We start from the raw sequence: 24,431 nt of genomic DNA, 5'->3' as shown, positions 1-24,431 counted from the left end.
GAAAGGAATGGAGTAGGATGATGGTCAGAATATCACCAATTGAAATTTGTTCCTTAATGATCAACTTCTTACTGGGAAGCGCTATTGTAGTTGGATGGAACTTTGAAACGAAACAAGATGTTTGGATCTCCATCTTGTTGTCGTTAGGTTTTGGAGTGGGGATTTTTTATTTCTATATCACGCTTCACACGATAGGAAAATGGGGTAATTTGGTGCAAATGTTTGAATTGGGATTTGGAAGATGGATGTCCAAACTACTTGGATTTATTTATTGTCTTTATTTTTTATATATTGCCGGGAGAGTGCTAAAAGATTTCTCTTTTTTCGTCGCTCAAGTCCTTTTCGACAATATCCCTTTTGGAATTATTGCTTTCACCCTCCTTCTGGTGGTGTCGTATGGTTGTTTTCTAGGCATTGAGGCTACAGCAAGAAGTTCACTGATTTTATGTGCTTTTACTGGCGTTTTCATTTTAATTCTCATGTTATTTGGATTCCTTTCACCTTATTTTGATTTCAGCCATTTAACACCTATATTTCGGACGAGCTGGAAGCAGATTCTCTCTTCCATTTTCCCTACCGGACTGACTTTTCCGTATGGCGAACTCATTGTATTTACTATGCTCTTTCCGTTTACAAAAGATAAAACAGCTTTGCGAAAATACGGTTGGATTTCTGTTTGTGCAACAGGAGTGCTCTTGCTCTTAGCTGGTGAAATGATACTGGGCTTGTTAAATTCTGAAACAGTCACCATGTATGTTTTTCCGTTTGTGAAGGCTTTGGAATTAACCAGCGTTTTAGAATTCCTCCCGCACATTGAAACTTTTGCTGTGATCATCAACCTGATCGGTGGATTTATTAAAATTTCCATTTTTATGTACGGCGGGATCATGATTCTGAGACACTTGTTTCCGAAGACAAAGCCGAATCGGCAAATTATAGGATCAGCGATCCTAATCCTTTTATTTGCATTTACATTATCTAAAAACATTATCCAACACCTGTTTATTGGTTTAAAAATCGTTCCACTTTTTATCCATATACCAATTCAAATTATCATTCCATTCATTTTATTTGTCATTTTACTTATAAAGAAATACATTGTGAAATCAATATAAAAAAGATAGTGAATAAGAAAACATTCCTCTCTCACTATCTTTTTAAATATTGATGGTGGTACAACTGTATAAGTCTCTTACTATTATCAGTTTGTATGGTAAATGATCCTTATTTATCAACCTAAAACCTGTTGCCTAGTTTGAAGCCAGCATAAGTCCTCTTTCAATTAATACCGGGTATTCCTCATTTAATTTCTTTATTTCTTCGAGTTGATTCTTAAGAATCTCTTGCTTTTCTAATAAAAGATTATTTTTCATTAATAATTCAAGGACTTCGATTCTTAATAACCAATCCTCATGAAATTCAGCCGATAAAACTTTTATTACATCTAATAGTTCTTCTTTTAAATTATATTGATTATGGTCATTCTCACGTAAGCATCTTACTTTGCCATACAATTGTTCAAGTGGTGATAACTCTTTTTTAACGAGCGGGGTTTGTTTGATTTCTTCTAAATCGGAAAAGAACATTTCAGAATCGGCTGCTCCTGCAAAGATAGACGTTATTTTTTCCCCTACAGCCATATCATATGATCCCCAAGAAGGGTGGAATAACGTTTCTTCATTTAAGGTAACGGTACAATTCGTAAACGAAATGAGGATTAACTTCCCGTCTTCCCAGATGAACTGATTTGGAATTCCACTGACTTGTATCCCGCTTTCAAACAAAAGTTTACTCTCTTTGCCTATCACTACATCTATCATGCGAAGCTCTTCTTCAGTAAAATCTTCAAGAGGTACTGACATATTTTTAAGCCTGCCAATGGGAGAGCCAAACCCATCATAATGTGTTTCCTTCCCATGCCCTTTTATTTCTTGATCTTCATATGCTAATGCAGATGGACCCTCCGTTTTAATATAAATCGCTTCACCATCTGAATCCTTCATAATCGTGGTCAACGTCCCTGTCAGCTGCAGACCGGAGCTAAAACAAATAGTTGCCGTATGGTTTGAGCGGAGAGCTTTCTCTAGGCTTTCTGTTCCGCCAACCGTAAACGCCATTGTACCAGCAAATTCATTTACGGCATCAATCAATTGATCAAAGCTTTCACAAACAAATAGTTGAGGTTGAGGCTTTGTGATGTCAAAGCCCGTTTTAATCACCTGCTGCAGGTCAAAAGGAAGTTTTTCTACCTCTCGGGATAAGCTATTCCTTCCTTCCGCAACCGATGACAATAAACCTGCGCCATAGATTTTAGGGTCCGTAATGGTTCCTATTAACCCGTATTCGACCGTCCACCAGTATAACCGTGAAATTTGCTCCGCTTCAGATAATTCCGTTACGGCTGTTTGTTTTTCTTCAAAATTGGCTTTGGCCTGCTGGATTTCTTCATCGGATGCCAAACCGCTTTCTAAAAGATTCGAGTACGTACGAACCGCTTCAAACAGCTCATGCTCTTCTTTCGTTGCAATTGCTTTGGAGCCAATTTTTCCAAACAGCTTTACATACTCTGAAAATTTCTCTTCCGCCAGTATCGGAGCATGACCTGCAGCTTCATGGATGATATCCGGAGCAGGTGTGTATTGAATGTTTTCCAGTTTTCGAATATCTGACGCAATTGGCAATATGCCGTGTGCTTGGAAATCGAAGAACACAACACCAGGAATAAAACCGTCGATGTTTGCAGCCCCCCACCCGAAAGGTTCGAGTGCTTCATTCATTTGGTTTACATTCGGAATCTTCTCAATGGCGATTCCTGAAGATTTTAGACCACCCGTGTAAGCTGGATGTGCTGATTCCTTCAGAAAGTGGTGATTTTGCCTCATTACATAGCGCCATACGGCTTGATCGATTGGAGAGTATTTATCATATTGTTGATCTACCACGTATTTTGTTAAATGTCTTGGAATCTTTCTTGCTGCTGTTACGACTTCACTCATTTGTATATCTCCCCTTAAATAAAGTAAAAAGAGCCTACTCATCCCAAACAAAGGGACGAAGAGGCTCTCCGCGGTACCACCCTATTTGACAGGCAATAGCTGCCCATCCACTTAAAAAACAAGCTCATAAAACGGCATATGTAATTCGTATTCTAATACACCTGGATTTGCACCATTCATCCAGTCTCTATTTGCTGTGTATCAGGTACTACTAAGAATGCTGAGCTTCTATTCATTTGCTTCTTGTTCGTTAATCACTTAAACACTTAGACGCTTAAACGCTTTTAAGCACTAAAGAACTATATTAAAATATTATTATTTAAATTATAATTTGTCAAATAAAAATTCGTTTATAATGTGCTTCTGTTGAACTTTGAGTTGTAACCTGCGTTTGAGCGACGGTCTTTGTTTTGACTGTCGAAACATTATTTGAAATTCCAAGGTAAAAGATAATTCCTGCAATGTAAGCAATACTAGCCAAGCATACGATCCAAGAAGTAAATTTCTTTTTGTCCATATTAAGAGACTCCTTTCGGTTTATAATAGATTGCTATCATGATACTTTAGGATTAACCTCTCTTGAATTTCGTTTCTTCCTTAATAATCGCTTTTCTATATAAAAGGTAGGAATGATGATGGCTGCCCATATCGCAAAATAATTTAGAACTACGAGAAATGGACTGCTGCCGCCGCCACCGTCATGTCCACCTTTTCCACCACGAAAATCTCCGTTAGGCGGTCCTTGATGTATATTTGGAGTTGTCGGTGTAATTCCATTAGTAGATGTCTGTCCAAATTGCTGCATTTGTTTTGGATTGAAATCTCCTTTGCTAGGAGTAGAAGTTGAAGAAAACCATTGTATTCCGCCAGCTAAAATAGCAAGCGACAGGACTACGGATGCAATAACACCCTTCCTAAGTTTTCCTTCTTTCGATTTAAACGCTTTTTTACAAATAGTCATGACCCATTGCCAGTGTACCCCAATGTGGAGACCCACTAACGCAAGTGTGGCATCAGCAGAGAAACTGTGGATCCCACGAATCGAGTGGTTTCCTTGAATTGCAAGGGTAGGTAAAACGACTCTCGAAATTAAAATTCCCGTTATAATCACGGTAGCCATCGAAATTAACAACAATATGTTGAGCAAATAACTGAAGCGTGTTTTATTGGGAAGTTTTGGATCAAAAATCTTTCTCGTTGTATTGATCACCCACCGAAAGTTCAACCCGATGTGCGTCAAAATAGCTACGCCGATGACTAAACCAGCAATTTCATGAAACGGCAGACCGTTTAATACTCTTGGATTCATCAGCAAAACGAAGGTGACGGCCATCAGTAAATCCAGAACAATTTTCGTATAGTTCTTTTTCAAGTTCATTTCCTCCTAATTAAAATCTTAACCTGATTATAGAGAGGAAATTCAGAGGAATTATCGTAATAATATGTGAAAAATATGTGATGTACTTTCACATTTATTTCCATAACTCATCGTTAAATGATGTAGATATGAATGAGTGCAAGGATTCCAAAAACTAAGGCGGCAATCTTATGCTTCTTCTTCGTTGGCACGTTTTGCTTGGTTTTCCGCTTAGCGTAATGATACCAGCCTAACAAAGTTAGAACACCCAATGCCAAAAAGGAAGCAATCCCACTGTAAAAGTTCAAGGTATTATCATGACCGCCATGGGGTCCCATATCTGTCTTCACATTTCTAAATAGGAGGAAGTAAAGTCCGTGTATAAGGGTAATGAGGAATGTAATGATCGCCAAAAAGATATGATGCTTTTGCAACACCAAATACAGTTGACGAAACCATTCTTTTATTGAGGGATTTCCCTTTTTTATTTTTATCATGGCGATTCTAACCAGCCAAAGGACTGCCGAAGCGATCCCGACAATTTCTGCAAAAGTACCCGCTTGTCGATTGAGTCTTTCCCCGGTTTTGAAAGAAACGGACTTCCCCGCTTGTAAATTTAAAGTTGTAAATAACGCATATCCGCCGAACAATATTATTAAAACTCCTGCAATTAGGATTAACACAGAAAAACCTTTCATGGCTTGTCCAATTTGCTTTTTGTTCATTTTGCACCCTCCCCCTTTTCATTCATTATTCCCTAATAGTTGAACATTATGGTTAGGACCATTGGATTCGTTCATTCAATTTGAATGAAAAAAGGTGCTATAATAAAATGATCTATCAACACATATTTTTCACATAATTCTACGATAATTCCACGGAAATTCCATTTTATACTCTAATTAAAAAGAATTTATATATCGGTTCCATATAGAGATTTACAAAAAAGGAGGTTGTGCAAATGGCAACAATCTATCTGGTTGAGGATGAAGAACATCTCAATCATTTACTTAAAAAATACTTGGAAAAAGAGGGATATACGGTAGTATCCTTCTTAAACGGTGATTCTGCACTAAAAAAAATTCACGACTTACCCGAACTTTGGATTTTAGATATCATGCTGCCGGATATAGACGGGTACCAGCTCATTAAAGCAATAAAGGAGTATAATCCCCAAACGCCTGTCATCTTTATGTCGGCAAGGAATCAGGAACTGGACCGTGTGGTGGGATTGGAATTGGGCAGTGATGATTATTTATCAAAGCCGTTTTTACCAAGGGAGTTAGTAATCAGAACGAATAAAATCATCGAGCGAATGTACAGCAAAAAAGAAGAGCGTTCTGCCGATTTCCAATTAGAAGGCTACGTGGTCGACCGAAAACAGCGAACCATCTTTGACAATGGCGAGGAGATTATCTTGACCAATAAAGAATTTACCCTCATGCTTTATTTTATTGAAAATAGTAATACCGTGGTGACAAGAGAGCAAATTCTTGAAAAAGTCTGGGACGAACATTATTTCGGTTCGGATCGTGTTGTCGATGATACAATCAGAAGATTAAGGAAGAAATTAGCCAGATTGAATCTTGAAACCGTCTACGGTTTTGGCTATAAATTGGCTGTAAAATGATGAAATTTAAATCGCTTACGATAAGAATATGGTTTATTATATCGGTCATTATTTTCACCATTGTGTTGGTTGTTTCTCTGGCTTTTGCATTTATTATTAATCGAAATGATGAGGATAAAGCACTGCATTCGTTAGACCTTACCCATCAGCTTGTATTGCAAACGTTGACAGGAAACAATTTTAATCATGATATCATCGGATTTGTTAATCACCAAGGGACCTTTCATTTTCTTTTTGATAAAAGGAATAAGCAAATCAGCTTGATTCCGGATGACAAACACGAACCGGGTAAAAATGACATACACGATGCAGACAAAATGAAGCCCGACCAACCATTAATGATGAAGATGAGTAATCTAATCACAACAAACGCTCATCAAAGTCTGAAGGAAACCATTAATAATCAGGCTTACTTGATAGAGATTAGCCAAATTAGAGATCAAATGTTTTTAATTTCTTATCTGCCTCTCAATGATGGACAGAATTTGCCTCAAATTTTTCTGATTGGAATCCTTGTCATACTCTTTAGTTTACCTCTGTCAAAGGTAATAGCTAACAATCTTGCAAAACCTTTAAAGCAGTTGGAGGGTTATACAAAACGAATCGCTAATAAAGATTGGGATCATGAAATTGAATTAACTAGCAGGGATGAAATCGGAAGATTAGCGAAAGCGATGAAGGAAATGAAAGAAGCTTTAAAAATGGCAGATGAAGAAGAAAAAAAATTCCTGCAAAGCATTTCACATGATTTAAAAACACCTGTCATGGTCATTATGAGCTATGCTCAAGCAATTATTGATGGAATGTATGAAGATTCTGCCGAAGATTCTGCTACGGTTATTAAAAATGAGGCCATTCGGCTTGAGAAAAAGATCAAACAAGTTTTGTATTTAAATACACTTGATTATGTTTTAGGTAATGACAAAGAAAAAGAAGATGTCTATCTCGATAAGCTATTAGCCTATCTGATGGCTAATTTTCAGGCAGTGAATCCAAAATTAACTTGGGAATTGAATATTGAAGCAAAACCAGCCGTTATGTTAGGAAACCCAGACCGCATTAGAGTTTCGATTGAAAACATTTTAGAAAACCAACTTAGGTATGCAAAGAATTGGATCCACGTTTCCTTAAAGGATGCCGGTCGGTCCTGGTTGATTGAAATCAGGAATGATGGCCCTTTAATTTCTGAAAAAGATCTAAATCAAATTTTCAAATCTCTTTATAAAGGTGATAAAGGCAATTTCGGGCTTGGTTTAAGCATCTCACATAAAATTATAAATTTTTATCAAGGTTCTATTAAGGTTGAAAATCGAAATGGTCAGGTCTGCTTTTCTATTAGTTACCCAAAAAATGAATAAAAAATGATAAAATCCCCTTTTTTCGAGGGGATTTTTGCTAGGCTTTTATAGGTTATCCCCATTGGTTGCAATAACATCTTTATACCAAAAGAAGGATTTTTTCCGTTTGCGTTCCAATGTCCCGCTGCCATCGTCATGTTTATCCACATAAATGAAGCCATAGCGTTTCGAGAACTCCCCTGAAGACATGCTCACCATATCAATGCAACCCCAGCTAGTATAGCCCATTAATTCAACACCATCTTCAATCGCTTCACCCATGGCTTTCACATGTTCACGAAGATAGTCAATTCGATAATCATCATTGATAGAGCCGTCTTCTTCCACTTTGTCATATGCACCCAAGCCATTCTCGACAACAAACAAGGGAATCTGGTAGCGGTCATACAATTTGTTCAAGCTAATCCTAAGCCCGACCGGGTCGATTTCCCAGCCCCAGTCACTTGCTTTTAAGAAAGGATTCTTTACCCCTCCTATAATATTTCCTTGGGAAGCATCCGCATCAGACTTTACTTTCTTCTCGGTGCGGGACATATAATAACTAAAACCGACATAATCAACCTTGCCTTCTTTAATTATTTCTAAGTCCCCTTCTTGAATCTCTAATTCGATATGATGCTCTTTAAAGTAGCGATTGATGAATGCCGGATACTCTCCTCGTACTTGCACATCGCCGCAAAAGTAATTGAAAAGCTGCTCCTCCTGTAGAGAATGCAGGACATTTTCCGGATGGCAATCAAAGGAATAGACAGGTGCATAGAGAATCATACAGCCGATTTTTGAATTAGGGATGATCTCATGACACGCCTTGACCGCCATGGCGCTGGCGACAAATTGATGATGATAGGCCTGGAAAGTAGGTTGGTATTTATCCTCTTCTTTTTGGATCGAAAAACCCAGGCCTTGAATCGGCATCACCAAGCTACTATTAATTTCATTAAAAGTCATCCAGGTCTTTACTTTATTTTTATAACGGTTGAAAATAACATTTGCATATCTTTCAAAAAACGTTATTACCTGACGGTTTCTCCAACCACCATATTCTTTCACAAGGTTTAATGGCATTTCATAGTGTGAAATGGTCACAACCGGCTCGATGCCATACTTGTGCAGCTCATCAAACACACGGTCATAGAAAGCTAACCCTTCTTCATTAGGTTCCAGCTCATCGCCATTTGGAAAGATCCGCGTCCATGCAATCGACATCCGGAATACTTTAAAACCCATTTCCGCAAACAAAGCAATATCTTCTTTATACCGATGATAAAAGTCAATCGCTTCATGGTTGGGATAGCTGTATTGATCTGGATGGAGTTCAAAATCAAAGCCCGGATTCAGTAATATATTATACCGCTCTTTACCTCCTGGAAGAACATCAGCAATATTTAAACCTTTATTCCCTTCATTATATCCGCCCTCCATTTGGTTGGCTGCTGTAGCCCCTCCCCATAAAAAACCTCTAGGGAATTGAAACATTTTCATTTGATTCCCTCCCGAAATTTTTAACATTAATAGTAAAGGGACAGTTAGCCTGTCCCTTTTTGTTCACTTATTTTGATTTTTTTGAGCTCTTATTGCTATTTTTTCAAGTCCATTTTCTTTTGCAAACTCGGCATCTGATTTTGGTTGATTGCTCTTTAATCGGTTTTTCTTATTTTTACCCATTTTTACACATCCCTTGGCGTTTATTAAGTTATCCTTATTATTTTGCGCTGAAGGTTTTTAATTCAGCAAGTGTTGATGGAACTTTTACAGCCCCGGACTTAATTTTATCTGTCCAATCTTTAACTGCTTTATCAATCGCATCCTTGTTCGGAGCTTTCGCATTAATAGGAGCTAATCCTACACCGTTCTCATTCAATCCGTAAAGGACATCCTTTCCTCCGGGGAATTTTCCATCTTTTGTTTTTTGAGAAACGTCTTTTACGGCTACGTCCACACGTTTAAGAGCAGACGTAAGAACGACATCCGGACCCATGTCGGTTTGATCACGATCTACGCCAATGGCCCAGATTTCACGGCTTGGATCCTTTTTCTTTAAGTCATCTGCTTCTTTGAATAAACCATTCCCAGTAGCTCCTGCTGCGTGGAAGACGACATCTGCACCAGTAGAATACATTTTGTCAGCGATAGCTTGACCGACCTCGGCTTTGTCAAAAGCCCCAGCGTACTGAACATCAACCTTTACTGCAGGTTTTACTGCTTTTACACCGGCTAAAAATCCAGATTGAAAGTGTTCAATTACGGGACTTTGCATACCGCCGATGAATCCGATATGATTAGTCTTCGTGGTAAGGGCTGCTGCCACTCCGGCAAGGAAAGCGGCTTCTTGCTCTTTAAAAAGAATGCTTGCCACGTTAGGTTCCTTTACTTCAGCGTCTATAATTGCAAATTTTGTATTCTTTTGCTGCTTCGCAATTTGATCGACTGCGTTTTGCATTAAGAAACCAATACCGTATACCAGGTTAAAGCCTTGACGGGAGAGGGTATTTAAATTGGTTGTATAGTCTGCATCAGATGTGGATTGGAGGTAATCATATCCCCCTTTTCCTTTTTGCAGGTTGTTAGCCTTCCCAAAAGCTTGAAGACCTTCCCAGGAGGATTGATTAAAGGATTTGTCATCAATACCTCCTACATCTGTAACCATACCGACGGAAAATCCATTTCCTTTATTTCCACCAGTAGTATTATTATTTTTTCCACATGCACCCAAAAATGTTCCAACGACAAGCAAAACTGTTAATATCATTCCAATTTTTTGCTTATTCACATTATTGTCCTCCATGAATTTTTTGTCATTCTGATTCCTTTATCATAATGGAACCACACCTTTTTATATTTTCAATTAATTAGTCTTTATATTCATTATTTCCTACCGGTTGATACCTCCAGAAATAAAACAATTAATGATGTGATAATAGAGTAGGCGCATGAGAAATTTCATGCGCCTCTCACAGATCCGTACGTGCGGGTCATCGCATACGGCTCCTCCACTTTATCCCCTTTGGGGATGTAGTTCGTTGTATATGTCTAAAAGAAAAACAAGTTTAATTTCCCGAAACCTTTCATTCGGAATCGCAAAATGAACGTGCTCAGTCTTAGAATTCCTCCATCTAGTCATTGAAAGATGCGGAAGTTCACCCTTCCAATTCCTTTTCCGAAGCTCCCTGTGGAGCTTTCTTATTTTTCTCCAGCTTCTTAACTGAATCATTCTTAGCCTTCTTCGAATCCATGTATCCAATTTTTGAAATAGTTTTTTTGAAAAGCCAATTCCAAAGTATCTTCCCCATCCTCTAATAATGGGATTTAATCGATGCTTGACGAATTCTTCCAGGTTAACTGTTAGATTTCTTTTCGTTACATCTTTGATACTTTTCTTAAACTTCTTTACTGCTTTGTCTGATGGAGAATGGAAATATCCTCTTTTGAAAACATACCCTAAGAAGATAAACGGTTCTTCGTAGTTGTCTACAATCTTAGTTTTGTCTGGGTGCACTTTCAATCCTAACTTTTCATCTAAGAGCTTCACTACCGTTCTTAGTACTCTTTCTGCTCCCTTTCGGGATTTGCAACAGATGACGAAGTCATCCGCGTACCTTGTAATACGGTGACCTCTTTCCATCATCATTTCATCGAGCGGATGCAAATAGATGTTCGCTAACAATGGACTGATTACGCCACCCTGAGGACTCCCCTTGTCACTCTCATAGAAAATACCATTTTCAAGGATTCCCGATTTTAAGAACTGCAAAATTAGCGCCAATACTCTATTATCCACAACTTCTTCTTTGATTAATTCGATAAGCTTATCATGAGGAATTGAATCAAAATAAGTCTTTATATCGGCATCAATTACAAAGGTGTACCCATCCATCAAATCCTTTCGGATTTTGTCTATCGCCATATGTGCACTACGGTTCGGACGAAATCCAAAACTACAGTCTAAGAATTTCTGTTCAAAGATTGGTTCAAGTATTCTTTTAGTTGCAGCTTGGAGAACTCGGTCTTCTACTGTTGGAATTCCCAGTGGACGTTTTGTACCATCAGCTTTTGGAATAAAAACTCTTCTAACTGGTTTTGCACGATATGTTTTCAAACGCAAAGATTCTTGGAGCACTCTTAAGTTGTGTTCCAATTCAATTTCATAATCTTTAATCGTTACTTTATCCACTCCGTGTGAACCGCGATTTTTCTTCACGTCATAGAAAGCTTGTTCCAGGTTTTGATAGTTCCATAATTTATCCATTAGGCTGTACCACTTGCGTTTCTTTTTAGAATTCTCCACTACACGTAAGCTTCGTTTTCCTATTGATTCATTCATGCATTCGATTCCTTTCCCAATACAATATCAACTGAATAGGTAAACCAATGGCTGATATTTGATATTAGTACTTCGCCCTAAACAACCTACTTTCTTTCGGTCTCGATTCTTCGGCTTTCTGCCTCATCGACTTCTGTTTAGTACATGACGAGTAAATAAGTTCGTATTGCTTTTCTTCGATGGACAGACGGGCTTCGCATCAGTCCACTGCCTTTTGAGTCAGTGCCCGCCTTATCAACTTTGTGATAAGTCACTTGTCTTTGTGGCGTTTCCAACAAGTTTATTCACTACTATCCCCTGCTCTGACTTCTCACCTTCCATAATCCATTTCTTGTCCTTCGCGGCTTTGAAAAAGAGTTACCACCTACGGTGGAGATGATGAGATCTCCTTGGGTCACGTTCATCGCCTTTCACTCGAATCCAGTCCTCATAACTAATAAGATACAGAGTGGTATTGGACATCCCCATTTTATGCAAGGTTATCCCACCTTACCAGCCAACATGGTTACAGCCACCTGTTCCGAGTTTTGCCTTCAAGTCCTCCGCACGAAATCTCACGATACTCGCACTACCTGTCAGCTATACATTTCCGCCACAACGGCATGTTAGGGACTTTCACCCATTAGAGCGATACGCTGCCAAGCGCACATAAAAAACAATCCATTCCTCGATGGATTGTTTTTTGTTACAGTTGTTCAGTCCTCCAGCAGGTCTTCATAAATCTCATTATATTTCTTTGCGGACTGCAGCCAGCTATAATCTTGGCTCATCGCTTTTTGAACCAATCTGCTCCATGTTTCATTTTGATGGTATAAATTGATTGCTCTTCTTACTGTATGGAGCATGTCATGGGCGTTGAAATTCTTAAAGGAGAAACCGTTACCCTGACCGGAAGATTCATTGTACGATTGAACGGTATCATTCAAGCCACCTGTTTCTCTAACAACGGGGATCGTACCGTACTGTAATGCGATCAGCTGCCCTAATCCACACGGCTCAAACTGGGAAGGCATTAAAAATAAATCTGCCCCTGCATAAATTTGATGTGCTAACACTTCATTAAAACCTAAATAGATCTTTACCTTTTCAGGATATTCATGTTCCATTTGAGTAAAGAAGGTTTCATACTGATGGTCTCCAGAACCAAGAACGATAAATTGTACATCCTCTTGAATCATTTGATGAAATACATGAGTCACCAGGTCTAAACCCTTTTGCTGTGTTAATCGTGTCACCATAGCCATAATGGGTGTATCTGCTTTTTCCGGCAGCCCAAAATATTTCTGCAAAACCTTTTTATTTTCCGCTTTCCCCTCTTTCGAATCGCGATCATAGGGAACCGCTATTTCACTGTCTGTTCTTGGATTGTAAGCTGCATCGTCGATTCCATTGACAATGCCGAAAAGCTTATGGTTGTGCTTTCGTAAGAATCCATCAAGCCTTTCACCATAATAAGGATATTGAATCTCTTCTTTATAGGTCGGGCTAACAGTCGTTACTATATCTGATGCAACGATTCCGCCCTTCATAAAGTTAACATTCCCATAAAACTCGAGCTGCTCCGGATTAAAATATTGATGTTCCAATCCTAGCAGCTCACTCATAACCGTATACGGAAAAATCCCCTGGAATTGCAGATTGTGAATCGTAAAAACGGTTTTCATATCCCTATAGAGAGGATTTAGACGATACTGGGCATTTAATAAAAAATTTACCATGCCGGAGTGCCAGTCATGGCAATGAATTATATCCGGAATAAAATCCAAATGAGGAATACACTCCAGCACTGCTTTCGAGAAAAAGGAGAAGCGTTCTCCATCATCATAATGACCATATAAGGAATCTCGATAAAAATAATATTCGTTATCAATGAAATAATAGGTAATCCCATCATGTACGAAGGTGAAGATGCCACAGTATTGACTCCGCCATCCTACTTGAACATCTATTGATTTTTGAAACTGAAATGATTTTTTATACTTATCAGGTATTAAACTGTAGTTAGGTAAAATCACACGTACTTCTGCATCCAATTTTTTTAACGCTTTTGGAAGTGCCCCCGCTACATCCGCAAGGCCTCCAGTTTTCACAAACGGGACACACTCCGATACGGCAAATAAAACTTTCACGGTATTCTCAACGCCCCTTTTGGACAGTCCCTTTTTCTACTAAGTATGGTGCCTCGGCTGTTCCTTTCAGTTGGACACCCGTTTCAATCTTGACATATTTATCAATAATAACCCCATCTAGTACACAATTTTCTTCAATATTACATCTTTGCATAATAATCGAGTTCCGGATGACTGAGCCTTTTCCAATTTTCACTCCACGAAAAATAACGCAATTCTCAACTTCTCCATCAATTGTGCAGCCATTTGCAATCATTGAATTTGTTACCTTCGCCTCCTTCTTATATCGTGTTGGTGGCTCATCCTTTACCTTTGTGAAAATGGGTTTATCATCCGTAAAGATTTGCTTCCACACCGATTGCTGAAGGGTATCCAAGCTATTTTGATAATAGCTATTCAGTGAGTCAATGGTCGTAATATAGCCTGTCCATTCATACATATTAATTTTAAATGTATGGCGTTTATCATGTACTACATCCATAATACTGTAATATCCTTGATTCCTGTATTGTTCAAAAAGAGAAAGCAATAAATTTTTACTCAAAATGTACGTTTTTAGTGATTGCCCATTATGAAATACTTCTGTTATATCTGCCTCTGTTTCAATGTGATGATCCAAAATGGTACGGAAATCAATGGTTCCGATCGTATTGCAATTGGTAATCACCACATATGGCTGCCTAGCTCGTTTGAAATAGGTTATATTTCTAGAGAAATGCGCAAAAGAACCAAATCTTTCGTTTGTAGAATAACCTTCAGGTCCAAAAATAAACAACCCATCACGCTTTCTGTCCAAGTCCCATTGCTTGCCTGACCCTAAATGGTCAGTTAGGGAGCGAATCTCATGTCCGGTGAAAATCGCCACATTGGTAATCCCTGAATTCACCATATTGGATAACATGAAATCGATTAACCGATAGCGGCCGGCAAACGGAAGTGATGCTAAAGAACGATGGGCTGTTAAATTTTTAAACGTGCCAAACTCATTGGTTGCATTGATAATTCCCAGCATGGAACGCGGCATAGTATCTCCCTCCTTTTTCTCTACTCTTCATTGGCAAACAGCATGACAGCATCGTTCTTTGACGGACGAATGACGGCATGCTCCTCCACGATTACTCCTGGGGCAACAATGGCTCTTTCGATCACCGCATTTTTTCCAACACGGGCATTGGGCATGATCACGGAATCACGAATGACACTTCCTTCTTCTACTGTAACGCCTTGAAATAATACGGAATGCTGGACGGTGCCTTCCACCATGCAGCCTTCGTTAATCAAAGATTCCTCAATTTGAGCCGTTGGACCAATATACTGAGGCGGCTGGTTTGGATTGACAGAGTAAATCCGCCAATTTCGGTCATACAGATCTAAGTCTGTTTCTTCTTTTAATAAATCCATATTGGCTTCCCACAAGCTGCCTACTGTCCCAACATCCTTCCAGTATCCCTTGAATGGATAAGCCACGACCTTCTTCTTTTCTTCCAGTAACAGCGGAATAATATCTTTGCCAAAATCATTGCTTGACTCCGGATTTTTATCATCCATCTCCAAAAACGCTCGTAAGACGGACCATTTAAAGATGTAAATTCCCATTGAGGCCAAATTGCTTTTGGGAGATTTCGGCTTTTCCTCAAATTCAATGATCTCTAAATCCTCATTCGCATTCATAATGCCAAAACGGCTCGCTTCGTCCCACGGCACTTCAATAACGGAGATGGAAACATCCGCTTCCTTTTCTATATGAAAATCAAGCATTTTAGAATAATCCATTTTATAAATATGGTCACCTGAAAGAATTAAAACGTATTCAGGATTGTATTGCTTTAAATAATTTAAGTTTTGATAAATGGCGTTTGCCGTCCCTTTATACCATTTAAGGCCCGTGATTTCTGCATAGGGAGGTAATACCGTTACACCGCCGTTTATCCGGTCCAAATCCCACGCGCTTCCGATCCCGATATAAGAATGCAAAACTAGCGGCATATATTGCGTTAAGACACCAACTGTTTCAATTCCAGAGTTTGTGCAATTACTTAAGGGAAAATCGATGATTCGATATTTGCCGCCAAATGAAACAGCCGGCTTGGCGATATTTTTCGTCAGTGAGCTTAGACGGCTACCTTGTCCGCCTGCCAGTAACATGGCTACGCACTTTTTCTTCTGTACCATTGCTTTTAGTCCCCTTTCTGGTTTTCACTGGACGTAAGATTGAGATTCCAAAAGGCGGAATGGTCATTTCCAAATGACAAGGCTGATTGTGTAAAGGCTTTTCAATTGTTTTCATTTTCTTTTTATTCACTTGGCCTGAGCCGCCATATTGAATGGAATCGCTATTTAATATTTCATTGTAATGTGTGAAATAAGGAACCCCCACTTTGTAGTGGCTATAAACCACCTCTGTAAAATTGCACACGACAATAAGAGTATTGTCTTCTTTTTTCCCATTTCTTATAAACGAGAAAATACTTTGCTCCTTATTATCCGCATCAATCCATTCGAAGCCTTCAGAGGAATGATCAAGCTCCCACAATGGTTTCGAGCGCGTGTACAGCTTCATCAGATCTTTAAAGTACTCATGGATGGACCGGTGCATCTCGAAATCGTGCAATTCCCAATCTAAATCCTCTAAATCCTTCCATTCATCAAACTGTCCAAACTCTCCGCCCATAAACAGCAGTTTTTTACCGGGGTGTGTCATGAAATACCCTAGTAAAAGCCTTAGCTGGGCAAATTTCCGCCAATAATCACCGGGCATTTTATTTAATAGTGATTTTTTTCCATGAACAACCTCATCATGGGATAAAGGTAAAACAAAGTTTTCTGAATATGCATACAGTAACGAAAAAGTTACTTTTTCATGCAAAAACTTCCTGTTCCGCGGTTCAGCTTCCATATATTTCAAAATATCATTCATCCAACCCATATTCCATTTATAGTTAAAGCCAATACCACCTTCATATGTCGGCCTTGTAACAAGCGGCCAATCAGTCGAATCCTCCGCAATCATGAGGATGGTTGAGTCAAATTCAAACACAACTTCATTCAGCTTTTTTAAGAAGGAGACAGCATATTCATTCTCTTGTAATGTTCCCCCAGCCTCCCAATACAGCATATTGGCAACAGCATCCACCCGAAATCCGTCTATGTGGTAGTATTTCATCCAGAATAAGGCGTTCGAAATTAAAAAGCTTTTCACTTCAGGCTTACCTAAATCAAAATTCGCCGTACCCCATACCTTATTTTCCCGTACGTCCTCATCTTTATATTCATAGGCAGGCTGTCCATCAAACATGTACAAGCCGTGGGCGTCCTTGCAGAAATGCCCGGGAACCCAATCAAGCAAAACCCCAATACCACTTTGATGACAATGATCGATAAAATACATTAAATCGTGCGGTGTACCATATCGGCTTGTCGGCGAAAAGTAGCCTGTTCCTTGATATCCCCAAGAGCGGTCATATGGATGTTCAACAAGAGGCATAATCTCAACGTGTGTAAAATGGTGCTCCAGTACGTAGGGAATTAGCTCATCCGCCAGCTCTTTGTATGTATAAAACGCATTCTTATCCTTTTTCTTCCAGGAACCTAAATGTACTTCATAAATGGCAAGCGGTTCTTCATAAATACTTTTCTTCTTTTTATTTTTAAACCACTTTTGATCCTCCCATCCGTAGCCTTCTATATTATAAATAACAGAAGCCGTGTGTGGCCTGAACTCTGAATAAAATGCGTAAGGGTCTGCTTTTAGAATGGTCTTGCCAGTTGGTGTTTTCATTTGATACTTGTATATTTCATTTTCCGATAGACCAGGAATAAATAAAGTCCAAATTCCTTCATCATTCAGTCTGGTCATTCCATGATTGCCGCCATCCCATTTATTGAAATTTCCGACTACTTTAACTTCCTTCGCATGGGGAGCCCAAACCGAAAAACGAGTACCCTTTACACCTTTATGGATATCAAGGTGAGCACCAAATACTTTGTAGCTCTCATATAAACTCCCATCGTGGAAAAGGTGAACATCGTAATCTGTAGGATGTGTTGAAATCAAGATTTTCACCTCTTTGAAAAATAATGTTTATCTGTACATCATCAATCATACTACTACGTCCCTCATGACTCTCTTGTAGTTTTTCTAGAGAGAAAAGTTTAATGCATAATAAAGAATAATAACGCCAGGCCTCTTGGCCTGACCCTATTATTCTTTCATTTTTGGATGTTAAATTTCCGCAAAATTCTTCATTCTACTTAATTTGTGGCTAACAAGATAGATGCAATAGAAAATAGGAAATGAATAAAAAACACTCCATTTTTTTATCACATAAAAACCGAGCCATAAAAATAGTGGTTCTCCAATAAAAGAACTTCCTGCGGCAAAAATTAACGCCTTAAGATAAGGAGACAGCTTTGATTTGAATTGAATAAGGAGCATGATAAAGACAGGTAAAATGCAAAAATCCCAAGGAACATAGGAGGGCATAGACGGGATCACTTTTCCTGTATAGAACCACAAACCAAGCATGACTCCCCAAAAGTCCATCCATGAAGTAATAATTAAAACAAAAAATCCTACAAATATCAGCCGGCTGGAACTTTCCTTTTTTCTTAGTTTCCACCAAACAACCCAAGGTAAAATGGTTAAAATTAAAGATAAGAAAAAATCCCAATGAAATAAGGTGTTTTTCATCCAGAAGTGTAAATAATCATAATGAGAAGAGGAAATTCGATCATAAAACTGTCCTACCTCTTTAATCCTCTGAGGGCTCTCTACTGTTTTCATTCATATCTTCCCACTTTAAGCGTTTTTTTCTATCCTTACCATTAAGCATGAAACTATCCCAAATTTGAAAGGTTTTAACACGAATATTCTTAAAGAAGAATAGAGTAAAAAACGAGTAAAATTAAACGGTTAATTATTCCAATTAGAAATCGGATAAATATTTTTATACTTTTTCACATCAGCGGGGGTGTCGAGGTCTACACCCCATAAGGCGTTTTCAACATCGACCACTATTAATTCCTGCGGGTGTTTTTTTATGATGGAACGCCCTCCCTCATCTCCCGTTAAGTCGAGAAATTCCGAAAAAATTTCAGCATCTAGCAAAACAGGGTGACCGGGCACCCCCCTGAACCTAGGACGTACAATCCTAATTCCTTTTTCATGATTCAGCCAATACGATTGCAGAAGCTTTTCTATCAACATGGGAGGCAAAAACGGTTGATCGGCCAGAAATACCATCAAAGCATCTACCTGATTTTTCATTGCTTCAATCCCCAATTTTAACGAAGTGGCCATGCCCTCTTGGTAATGCGGATTATATATGATCTCAATTGGAAGTTCCTTCGTGTGTTCCCGAATGGCCCAAGTATGTTCCCCTCCGACAATAAAGATGGGAGATAAATCAGAATGAAGGGCACATTCTACAGCATATAAGAATAATGGTTTCCCGTGAAAATCTATGAGGATTTTAGGTTCTCCCATACGCTTTGACAATCCTGCAGCAAGGATGACGGCACCGACTTTACGCATGGATTTTCTTGCGTCCTTTAAGTGGTCTGCCACTCCTTCCACTTCGAAACATCATCAGTTCAGATAGTATACTTATCGCGACTTCTTCAATCGTTTCGGCACCAAGATCCAATCCAATCGGTGCATGAATGGGGCCACTGGATAATGTGGCACCAATGTTTTCAAGCATTTCCTCTGTACGGGAGAAAGGACCTAAGACACCAATAAAACGCGGGTTGCTTTTTAAAGCCAAAGCTAATGTCGCTTCATCGCGATTTTGTTGATGATTCATAATAACCCACGTGCATTCATTTACTGACCTGGGATCTGCTTGGTCCGGTTCAACGACCAAATGGGATACGTCTGGAAACCGGAATGGATTATTAAAGTCTGTACGAGGATCTAAAATGGTTACATCGTATCCCACTTTGTGAGCGGCCGAAGCAAGCGGGACCGCATCATGACCTGCACCTGCGATAATTAGCCGTTCATTTGGTTTCATTGTATCCACTACAAACCGGCGATTTTCGGCAGTAAGAATTTGGGCGCGTGTTCGTTCTGTCCCTTCCAAAGATGACTTTAGAACATGTTCCGGTACCAATTCCATATCCCCCCATCCAGTTCCTTCCTGGTCAAAGAGAATCCGAGCACCAGTTGGAATTTCTATAATCATCGAAAGCGGTTGATTTTTTTGTATCAGACATATGGCTGTTTTCCAAAATGTGTCGTTTGGATCAACCGGGATAATCATAATTTCCAAGGATCCTTTGCAGCCAATCCCTAAAGACCATAGTTCATTTTCACTTAGATCATATTGTTTGATAAGTGGACTATTTTCAGAGATTGCTGCTTTTACCCACTCAAACAAATCGCTTTCTAAACAACCGCCGCTCAGCGTGCCAAACATCTCCCCATCTGCCGCCATCATCATTTTTGCTCCTGGTTGACGATAAGCCGACCCTCGCACCTCATTAATCATTAATAAAGCAGCCTTTTGATTTCGCTCCCAGGCCTTTTGAATATGATTCAATACAAATTGTGCTTCTTGTAAGCGTGACAACATACTCCCTCCCTGATCTTTCCGTTAGCGTGAAACAATTGCACTCCCCAAAATAAATCGTTCCTCTTCTTCAAGTGCGGGAAGACCTTCCCAATCGCCCCAATACTGTGTAACCATGGCCCATCTGCATTGGCTTACTGTTAACAATAATAAAAGGCCATTTTTATTAACTTATTATAATCTTTTCATTATTTGCACACTGATCATTAATCTTTCAAAAAAATAGCCTATCGTCGTTTGACAATAGGTTAAGTTAACACTTTAATTAGGCAAAAAATTTAATATAAATTGGACGGGCAATTAAAGCAAGAGGAAAAACAATTCATAAATTTACAGAGCGTTCAAAAATTATTGTTTGATTTTTTGCTTGTCAAGTGGATAGACCCTAATTCACTATGAGGATGGCTTAATGATTGTAATTTTCTATATTCATTTTCTAGTTCCGTTAGTGTCAGCTGATAGAGGTGTTCATCTTCTTTTTTATACACGTTAAAAGCAATCAGTATTTCTATTAATTTTTGGCGCTTATATTCAACTGTTTTCCGAAGCCTCCCCACTTAGATCACCCCTTCTTTAGATTTTTTTATCATGCAAACTTTCGATCTAATAATGCTCTTGTACTTTCAAATAAAAAATAGGAAGCTTTTATTATGGCTGATTCATCAAGGGTAAATGCTGGATGATGCCAATCTTCGGTGCCATTTGTACCAAAAAAAGCAAATGTACCTGGGACATGATAAAGATAATAGGAGAAATCTTCTCCGGCCATTGATGTTTCTGGATCAATAATATTTAAAGACAGTTGTTTAGCGGCATTTCTAGCAATCTCTGTAACAGCCTGATGATTAGCAAGAGGTGGTGGACCTGGAAACCAGCCAATTTCTACTTTTTGTGAAAAAGCTGTAGCAATAGCCTCGACTATTGTATAGAACTTTCCTTTTACGTCTTCTCGTATTTTATTATCGAAAGTTCGAATTGTACCTTCAAGCGTGACCTCCCCAGGAATAACGTTCCAGGTGCAGCCGCCTATTATTTTCGTTACACTCAAAACCGCACATTTCAGTGGAGATACCGTCCGGCTAACAATAGTCTGAAGAGCAGTGATAAGATGACCAGCCACTACGATCGGATCCTTTCCATTTTGCGGAAGGGCTGCATGGCTGCCTTTTCCGTAAAGAACGATATGAAAACGATCCACTGCTGCCATTAATTGCCCTTCTTTTAAGCCAATTGTTCCAACAGGCAGCTCAGGTTTATTATGAAGCCCAATAATTGCCTCAACACCATCTAATTGTCCATCCGCAATGACTTGTTTTGCACCACCTCCTGATTCCTCTGCTGGTTGAAAGATCAGACGGACCGTTCCGTTTAGTTCTGTTTGTTTACCTTTCAAGAGGGATGCAGCTCCAATTAGAGCTGCTGTATGAAAATCATGACCGCAAGCATGCATGACCCCTTTTATTTTTGAAGAATATGGTAGGCCTGTTTTTTCCTCGATTGGAAGTGCATCAATATCTGCCCGTAAAGCGATTATTGGACCAGGTTTTTCCCCTTTGATGTCAGCAAAGACACCTGTCTTCATGCTCGTTTTCCGTGTGGAAATGTCGAGTTCCCGCAACCATTTTTCAATTGAATTCGTTGTTTCAAATTCTTGTTTTGATAATTCAGGGAATTGATGTAAATGACGGCGAATGGATATCAAATATGCTTCTAATTCCGTCTGATTCATAGATTTCTCCTTCCTTCAAAGCGATGCTTCCACCAAGGCGATATTTCCTCTGATGATTAGGTTGAGCCAATCGAAGTTTTACAGGCTGTTAACATCTAAACGAAAGCATTTTACTAAAATATCATTATTCATAAACTCTTTCGTTGGATCTCGTTTGAAACCAAGCCATTCATATAAACGGATCGCCTTTGGCATTTTATCACTTGAGTGCAAATATAATTTCTTTGCACCTTGAGACTTTGCAAAATGAATACCCGCTTTTATTAATTCTTGCGCTATACCTCGTCCTCTTGCTTGGGGATGTACAGCCAATAGACGAATAATGGGGGAATGAATTTCTAATTCAGGTTTTTGATAGGCCTTTTCTGATGACTCGAACAGCTGTAATGTCCCGAGTATTTGCTTATTACCTTTTGCAATTAAGATTTTTTTTACATCCGGGTTATCGACCGATGCCTTAATATTCGTTAAATAATTCTCCCAATCTTGAGAATTAGCAAATTCATTCTCATATTGTTTGTAACTCTCAACTAATAACCGGCGAACCGCTTCTTTTTCTTTCTCATCTATTTCCTCAATGATGATTGGATTTTTCACTTTTATCTACACCTTCCCCTACTTTAATTTTTCAAGAACTTTTTCAAGATGTTCAATTCCTACTTTTGTTACCCCTTCATAAATTGATCCCTGGCCAATTTCAACGACTGGAACATGCCTTACACCATACTTCATTTCTAAAATATCTCTTCGCTCATCATGATTGGTCACATCAATCGTTGTATATCTAATCCCTTGTTCTTGTAAATATTGTTTAACCTCTCCACAATAGTGACAGCCTTGTTTTGACCAAACGATAACGGTTAATTCTTTTCCCATCTTTTTATCCTCCCAATTGTTTTCTATTTCCTTTTAACTAAAAAAGCTCGCTATTAAAGGTAAATGACACCTTAAATAGAGAGCCTCCAGTTGTCTAGACAGCAAAATATTTTTACATAAAGTTTTATCATCTTTTTAATACCTTTTTTGCATAGCGGTTTTCTGGAAAAGGGATTCCCAGGTTTCCGCGCAATGTTTCAGCATCGTACTCTGTTCTAAATAGTCCTCGTTTTTGAAGAATCGGCACCACATAGTCTACAAAATCATCCAATCCATTCGGAACGACAGAACCGATAATGAATCCATCAGCCCCCTTACCTTCAAACCATTCCTGAATCAAATCAGCAATTATTTCAGGAGTTCCAATGAAAGGTGTCCTCGGTGTTGTCTCTCTTAAAGCAACTTGACGAAGCGTTAAATTTTGTTGCTTTGCTTCTTGTTTAATACGATTCGTATGACTTTGGAAGCTATTTTTACCTAAGTCCCCCAATTCAGGAAACGATTCATCGACAGGATATTGAGAGAAATCATGATGTTCGAAATATCGGCCCAGGTAATCAAGAGCTTTATCAATGGAAACTAGATTAGCAATTTCCTGATATTTTTTTTCCGCCTCCTCTTCGGTTATACCGATAATAGGTGAAATTCCAGGGAGGATAATGAGTTCATCTGGATTCCGGCCGAAAGCTTTCGCCCTTTTTTTAACATCCTGATAAAATTCTTTTGCCGATTCCAATGTTGGATGGGCTGTAAAGATGGCATCAGCTACTTTGGCTGCTAGATTTTTTCCCGGTTCAGAGGAACCCGCTTGAAAAATAACCGGACGCCCTTGCTTTGATCGACCGATATTAAGTGGACCTTGGACCGAGAAAAATTCTCCCTTATGATCTAATGAATGTAATTTATCTGGATCAAAGAATACCCCTGTTTCTTTATCCCGTATGAAGGCGTCATCCTCCCATGAATCCCATAGTCCTTTTGCCACCTCCAGATATTCGGAAGCAATTCGGTACCTTTTGGCATGATCAGGATGTTCTTCAATCGTTTTGCTATAGTTTAAAGCCGTTTTCTCTAATGGGGAGGTCACTACATTCCAGCCAGCCCGGCCTTGGCTGATATGATCAAGCGAAGCAAATTGACGTGCGACATTAAACGGTTCACTATAGGATGTGGACAATGTTCCCACGAGTCCTATCTTAGAGGTAACAGCAGCAAGAGCAGACAAAATCGTAAGGGGTTCAAAACGATTTAAAAAATGCGGGATCGATTTCTCGTTAATATGCAAGCCATCCGCAATAAAGACTAAATCGAATTTTCCTTCCTCCGCCTTGTGAGCTTGATTGGTGTAAAATTCCAAACTGACACTTGCATCCGCCTGAATTTCAGGATGTCTCCACCCAGCAATATTTCCACCAACTCCATGAATAATAGCGCCAAATTTCAATTGATTTTGCTTAGCCATC

General features: G+C 39.0%; 22 protein-coding genes. 3 read left to right on the top strand and 19 right to left on the bottom strand.

The window, feature by feature from the left end; all coding sequences use genetic code 11:
- Positions 1–17 precede the first annotated feature (17 nt).
- Entirely contained in the window at positions 18–1,115 is a 1,098-nt protein-coding gene (locus ACZ5XR_RS08970; protein ID WP_464501314.1) for a GerAB/ArcD/ProY family transporter, read from the top strand.
- A 135-nt stretch (positions 1,116–1,250) separates the two neighbouring features.
- On the opposite strand, the gene ACZ5XR_RS08965 is transcribed toward ACZ5XR_RS08970, so the two are convergent.
- The 4 genes from ACZ5XR_RS08965 to ACZ5XR_RS08950 all read right to left on the bottom strand — a co-directional run bounded on the left by ACZ5XR_RS08965 (position 1,251) and on the right by ACZ5XR_RS08950 (position 5,078).
- Complete coding sequence (locus ACZ5XR_RS08965) at positions 1,251–2,996, bottom strand: aromatic amino acid hydroxylase (protein ID WP_464501313.1); 1,746 nt, start codon at positions 2,994–2,996, stop codon at positions 1,251–1,253.
- 334 nt (positions 2,997–3,330) lie between these two features.
- Positions 3,331–3,513, bottom strand: a complete 183-nt coding sequence (locus ACZ5XR_RS08960) for a hypothetical protein (protein ID WP_464501312.1) — start codon at positions 3,511–3,513, stop codon at positions 3,331–3,333.
- 36 nt (positions 3,514–3,549) lie between these two features.
- Positions 3,550–4,374 (bottom strand): DUF4405 domain-containing protein, encoded by an 825-nt coding sequence (locus tag ACZ5XR_RS08955; protein WP_464501311.1) that lies wholly within the window; start codon positions 4,372–4,374, stop codon positions 3,550–3,552.
- A 113-nt stretch (positions 4,375–4,487) separates the two neighbouring features.
- On the bottom strand, positions 4,488–5,078 hold the full coding sequence (locus ACZ5XR_RS08950; protein WP_464501310.1) for a hypothetical protein: 591 nt from the start codon (positions 5,076–5,078) through the stop codon (positions 4,488–4,490).
- 236 nt (positions 5,079–5,314) lie between these two features.
- Here ACZ5XR_RS08950 and ACZ5XR_RS08945 point away from each other — a divergent pair, with 236 nt between their 5' ends.
- Both ACZ5XR_RS08945 and ACZ5XR_RS08940 read left to right on the top strand, forming a co-directional pair.
- The gene (locus ACZ5XR_RS08945; protein ID WP_464501309.1) at positions 5,315–5,983 is read left to right on the top strand and encodes a response regulator transcription factor; all 669 of its coding nucleotides are present in this window, start codon (positions 5,315–5,317) and stop codon (positions 5,981–5,983) included.
- The gene (locus ACZ5XR_RS08940) at positions 5,980–7,341 is read left to right on the top strand and encodes a sensor histidine kinase (protein WP_464501308.1); all 1,362 of its coding nucleotides are present in this window, start codon (positions 5,980–5,982) and stop codon (positions 7,339–7,341) included. The genes ACZ5XR_RS08945 and ACZ5XR_RS08940 overlap by 4 nt, the downstream gene beginning before the upstream one ends.
- 45 nt (positions 7,342–7,386) lie before the next feature.
- On the opposite strand, the gene ACZ5XR_RS08935 is transcribed toward ACZ5XR_RS08940, so the two are convergent.
- The 15 genes from ACZ5XR_RS08935 to ACZ5XR_RS08865 form a co-directional block, all read right to left on the bottom strand.
- Complete coding sequence (locus ACZ5XR_RS08935; protein WP_464501307.1) at positions 7,387–8,823, bottom strand: glycoside hydrolase family 1 protein; 1,437 nt, start codon at positions 8,821–8,823, stop codon at positions 7,387–7,389.
- A 220-nt stretch (positions 8,824–9,043) separates the two neighbouring features.
- Complete coding sequence (locus ACZ5XR_RS08930) at positions 9,044–10,111, bottom strand: BMP family lipoprotein (protein ID WP_464501306.1); 1,068 nt, start codon at positions 10,109–10,111, stop codon at positions 9,044–9,046.
- 225 nt (positions 10,112–10,336) lie between these two features.
- A complete protein-coding gene (ltrA, locus tag ACZ5XR_RS08925) occupies positions 10,337–11,662 on the bottom strand; it encodes a group II intron reverse transcriptase/maturase (protein ID WP_464497298.1) in 1,326 nt (441 codons plus the stop codon).
- Positions 11,663–12,357: 695 nt separating this feature from the next.
- Positions 12,358–13,818, bottom strand: a complete 1,461-nt coding sequence (glgA, locus tag ACZ5XR_RS08920; RefSeq protein WP_464502268.1) for a glycogen synthase GlgA — start codon at positions 13,816–13,818, stop codon at positions 12,358–12,360.
- Entirely contained in the window at positions 13,799–14,815 is a 1,017-nt protein-coding gene (locus tag ACZ5XR_RS08915) for a GlgC family sugar phosphate nucleotidyltransferase (RefSeq protein ID WP_464501305.1), read from the bottom strand. Before ACZ5XR_RS08915 ends, glgA begins: the two co-directional genes overlap by 20 nt.
- A 20-nt stretch (positions 14,816–14,835) precedes the next feature.
- Entirely contained in the window at positions 14,836–15,963 is a 1,128-nt protein-coding gene (locus tag ACZ5XR_RS08910; protein ID WP_464501304.1) for a glucose-1-phosphate adenylyltransferase, read from the bottom strand.
- On the bottom strand, positions 15,911–17,845 hold the full coding sequence (glgB, locus tag ACZ5XR_RS08905; protein ID WP_464501303.1) for a 1,4-alpha-glucan branching enzyme: 1,935 nt from the start codon (positions 17,843–17,845) through the stop codon (positions 15,911–15,913). Before glgB ends, ACZ5XR_RS08910 begins: the two co-directional genes overlap by 53 nt.
- A gap of 168 nt (positions 17,846–18,013) precedes the next feature.
- On the bottom strand, positions 18,014–18,574 hold the full coding sequence (locus ACZ5XR_RS08900; RefSeq protein ID WP_464501302.1) for a CBO0543 family protein: 561 nt from the start codon (positions 18,572–18,574) through the stop codon (positions 18,014–18,016).
- 129 nt (positions 18,575–18,703) lie between these two features.
- Positions 18,704–19,357 carry a nucleotidyltransferase family protein gene (locus ACZ5XR_RS08895; RefSeq protein ID WP_464501301.1) on the bottom strand — a complete coding sequence of 218 codons (654 nt, stop codon included), beginning with the start codon at positions 19,355–19,357 and terminating at the stop codon, positions 18,704–18,706.
- Positions 19,317–20,366, bottom strand: coding sequence for an XdhC family protein (locus tag ACZ5XR_RS08890; RefSeq protein ID WP_464501300.1), 1,050 nt, complete (start codon positions 20,364–20,366; stop codon positions 19,317–19,319). The genes ACZ5XR_RS08895 and ACZ5XR_RS08890 overlap by 41 nt, the downstream gene beginning before the upstream one ends.
- Before the next feature lie 338 nt (positions 20,367–20,704).
- A complete protein-coding gene (locus tag ACZ5XR_RS08885; RefSeq protein WP_464501299.1) occupies positions 20,705–20,920 on the bottom strand; it encodes a Fur-regulated basic protein FbpA in 216 nt (71 codons plus the stop codon).
- Between the two features lie 29 nt (positions 20,921–20,949).
- On the bottom strand, positions 20,950–22,092 hold the full coding sequence (locus tag ACZ5XR_RS08880) for an amidohydrolase (RefSeq protein WP_464501298.1): 1,143 nt from the start codon (positions 22,090–22,092) through the stop codon (positions 20,950–20,952).
- A 78-nt stretch (positions 22,093–22,170) separates the two neighbouring features.
- Positions 22,171–22,689 carry a GNAT family N-acetyltransferase gene (locus ACZ5XR_RS08875; protein ID WP_464501297.1) on the bottom strand — a complete coding sequence of 173 codons (519 nt, stop codon included), beginning with the start codon at positions 22,687–22,689 and terminating at the stop codon, positions 22,171–22,173.
- An 18-nt stretch (positions 22,690–22,707) separates the two neighbouring features.
- A complete protein-coding gene (locus tag ACZ5XR_RS08870; RefSeq protein ID WP_464501296.1) occupies positions 22,708–22,968 on the bottom strand; it encodes a glutaredoxin family protein in 261 nt (86 codons plus the stop codon).
- A gap of 127 nt (positions 22,969–23,095) precedes the next feature.
- On the bottom strand, positions 23,096–24,430 hold the full coding sequence (locus ACZ5XR_RS08865; RefSeq protein WP_464501295.1) for an LLM class flavin-dependent oxidoreductase: 1,335 nt from the start codon (positions 24,428–24,430) through the stop codon (positions 23,096–23,098).
- Position 24,431 lies beyond the last annotated feature (1 nt).

This window comes from Neobacillus sp. Fa239 (genome assembly GCF_055395235.1).
This window is presented reverse-complemented; position numbering and strand designations above follow the sequence as displayed.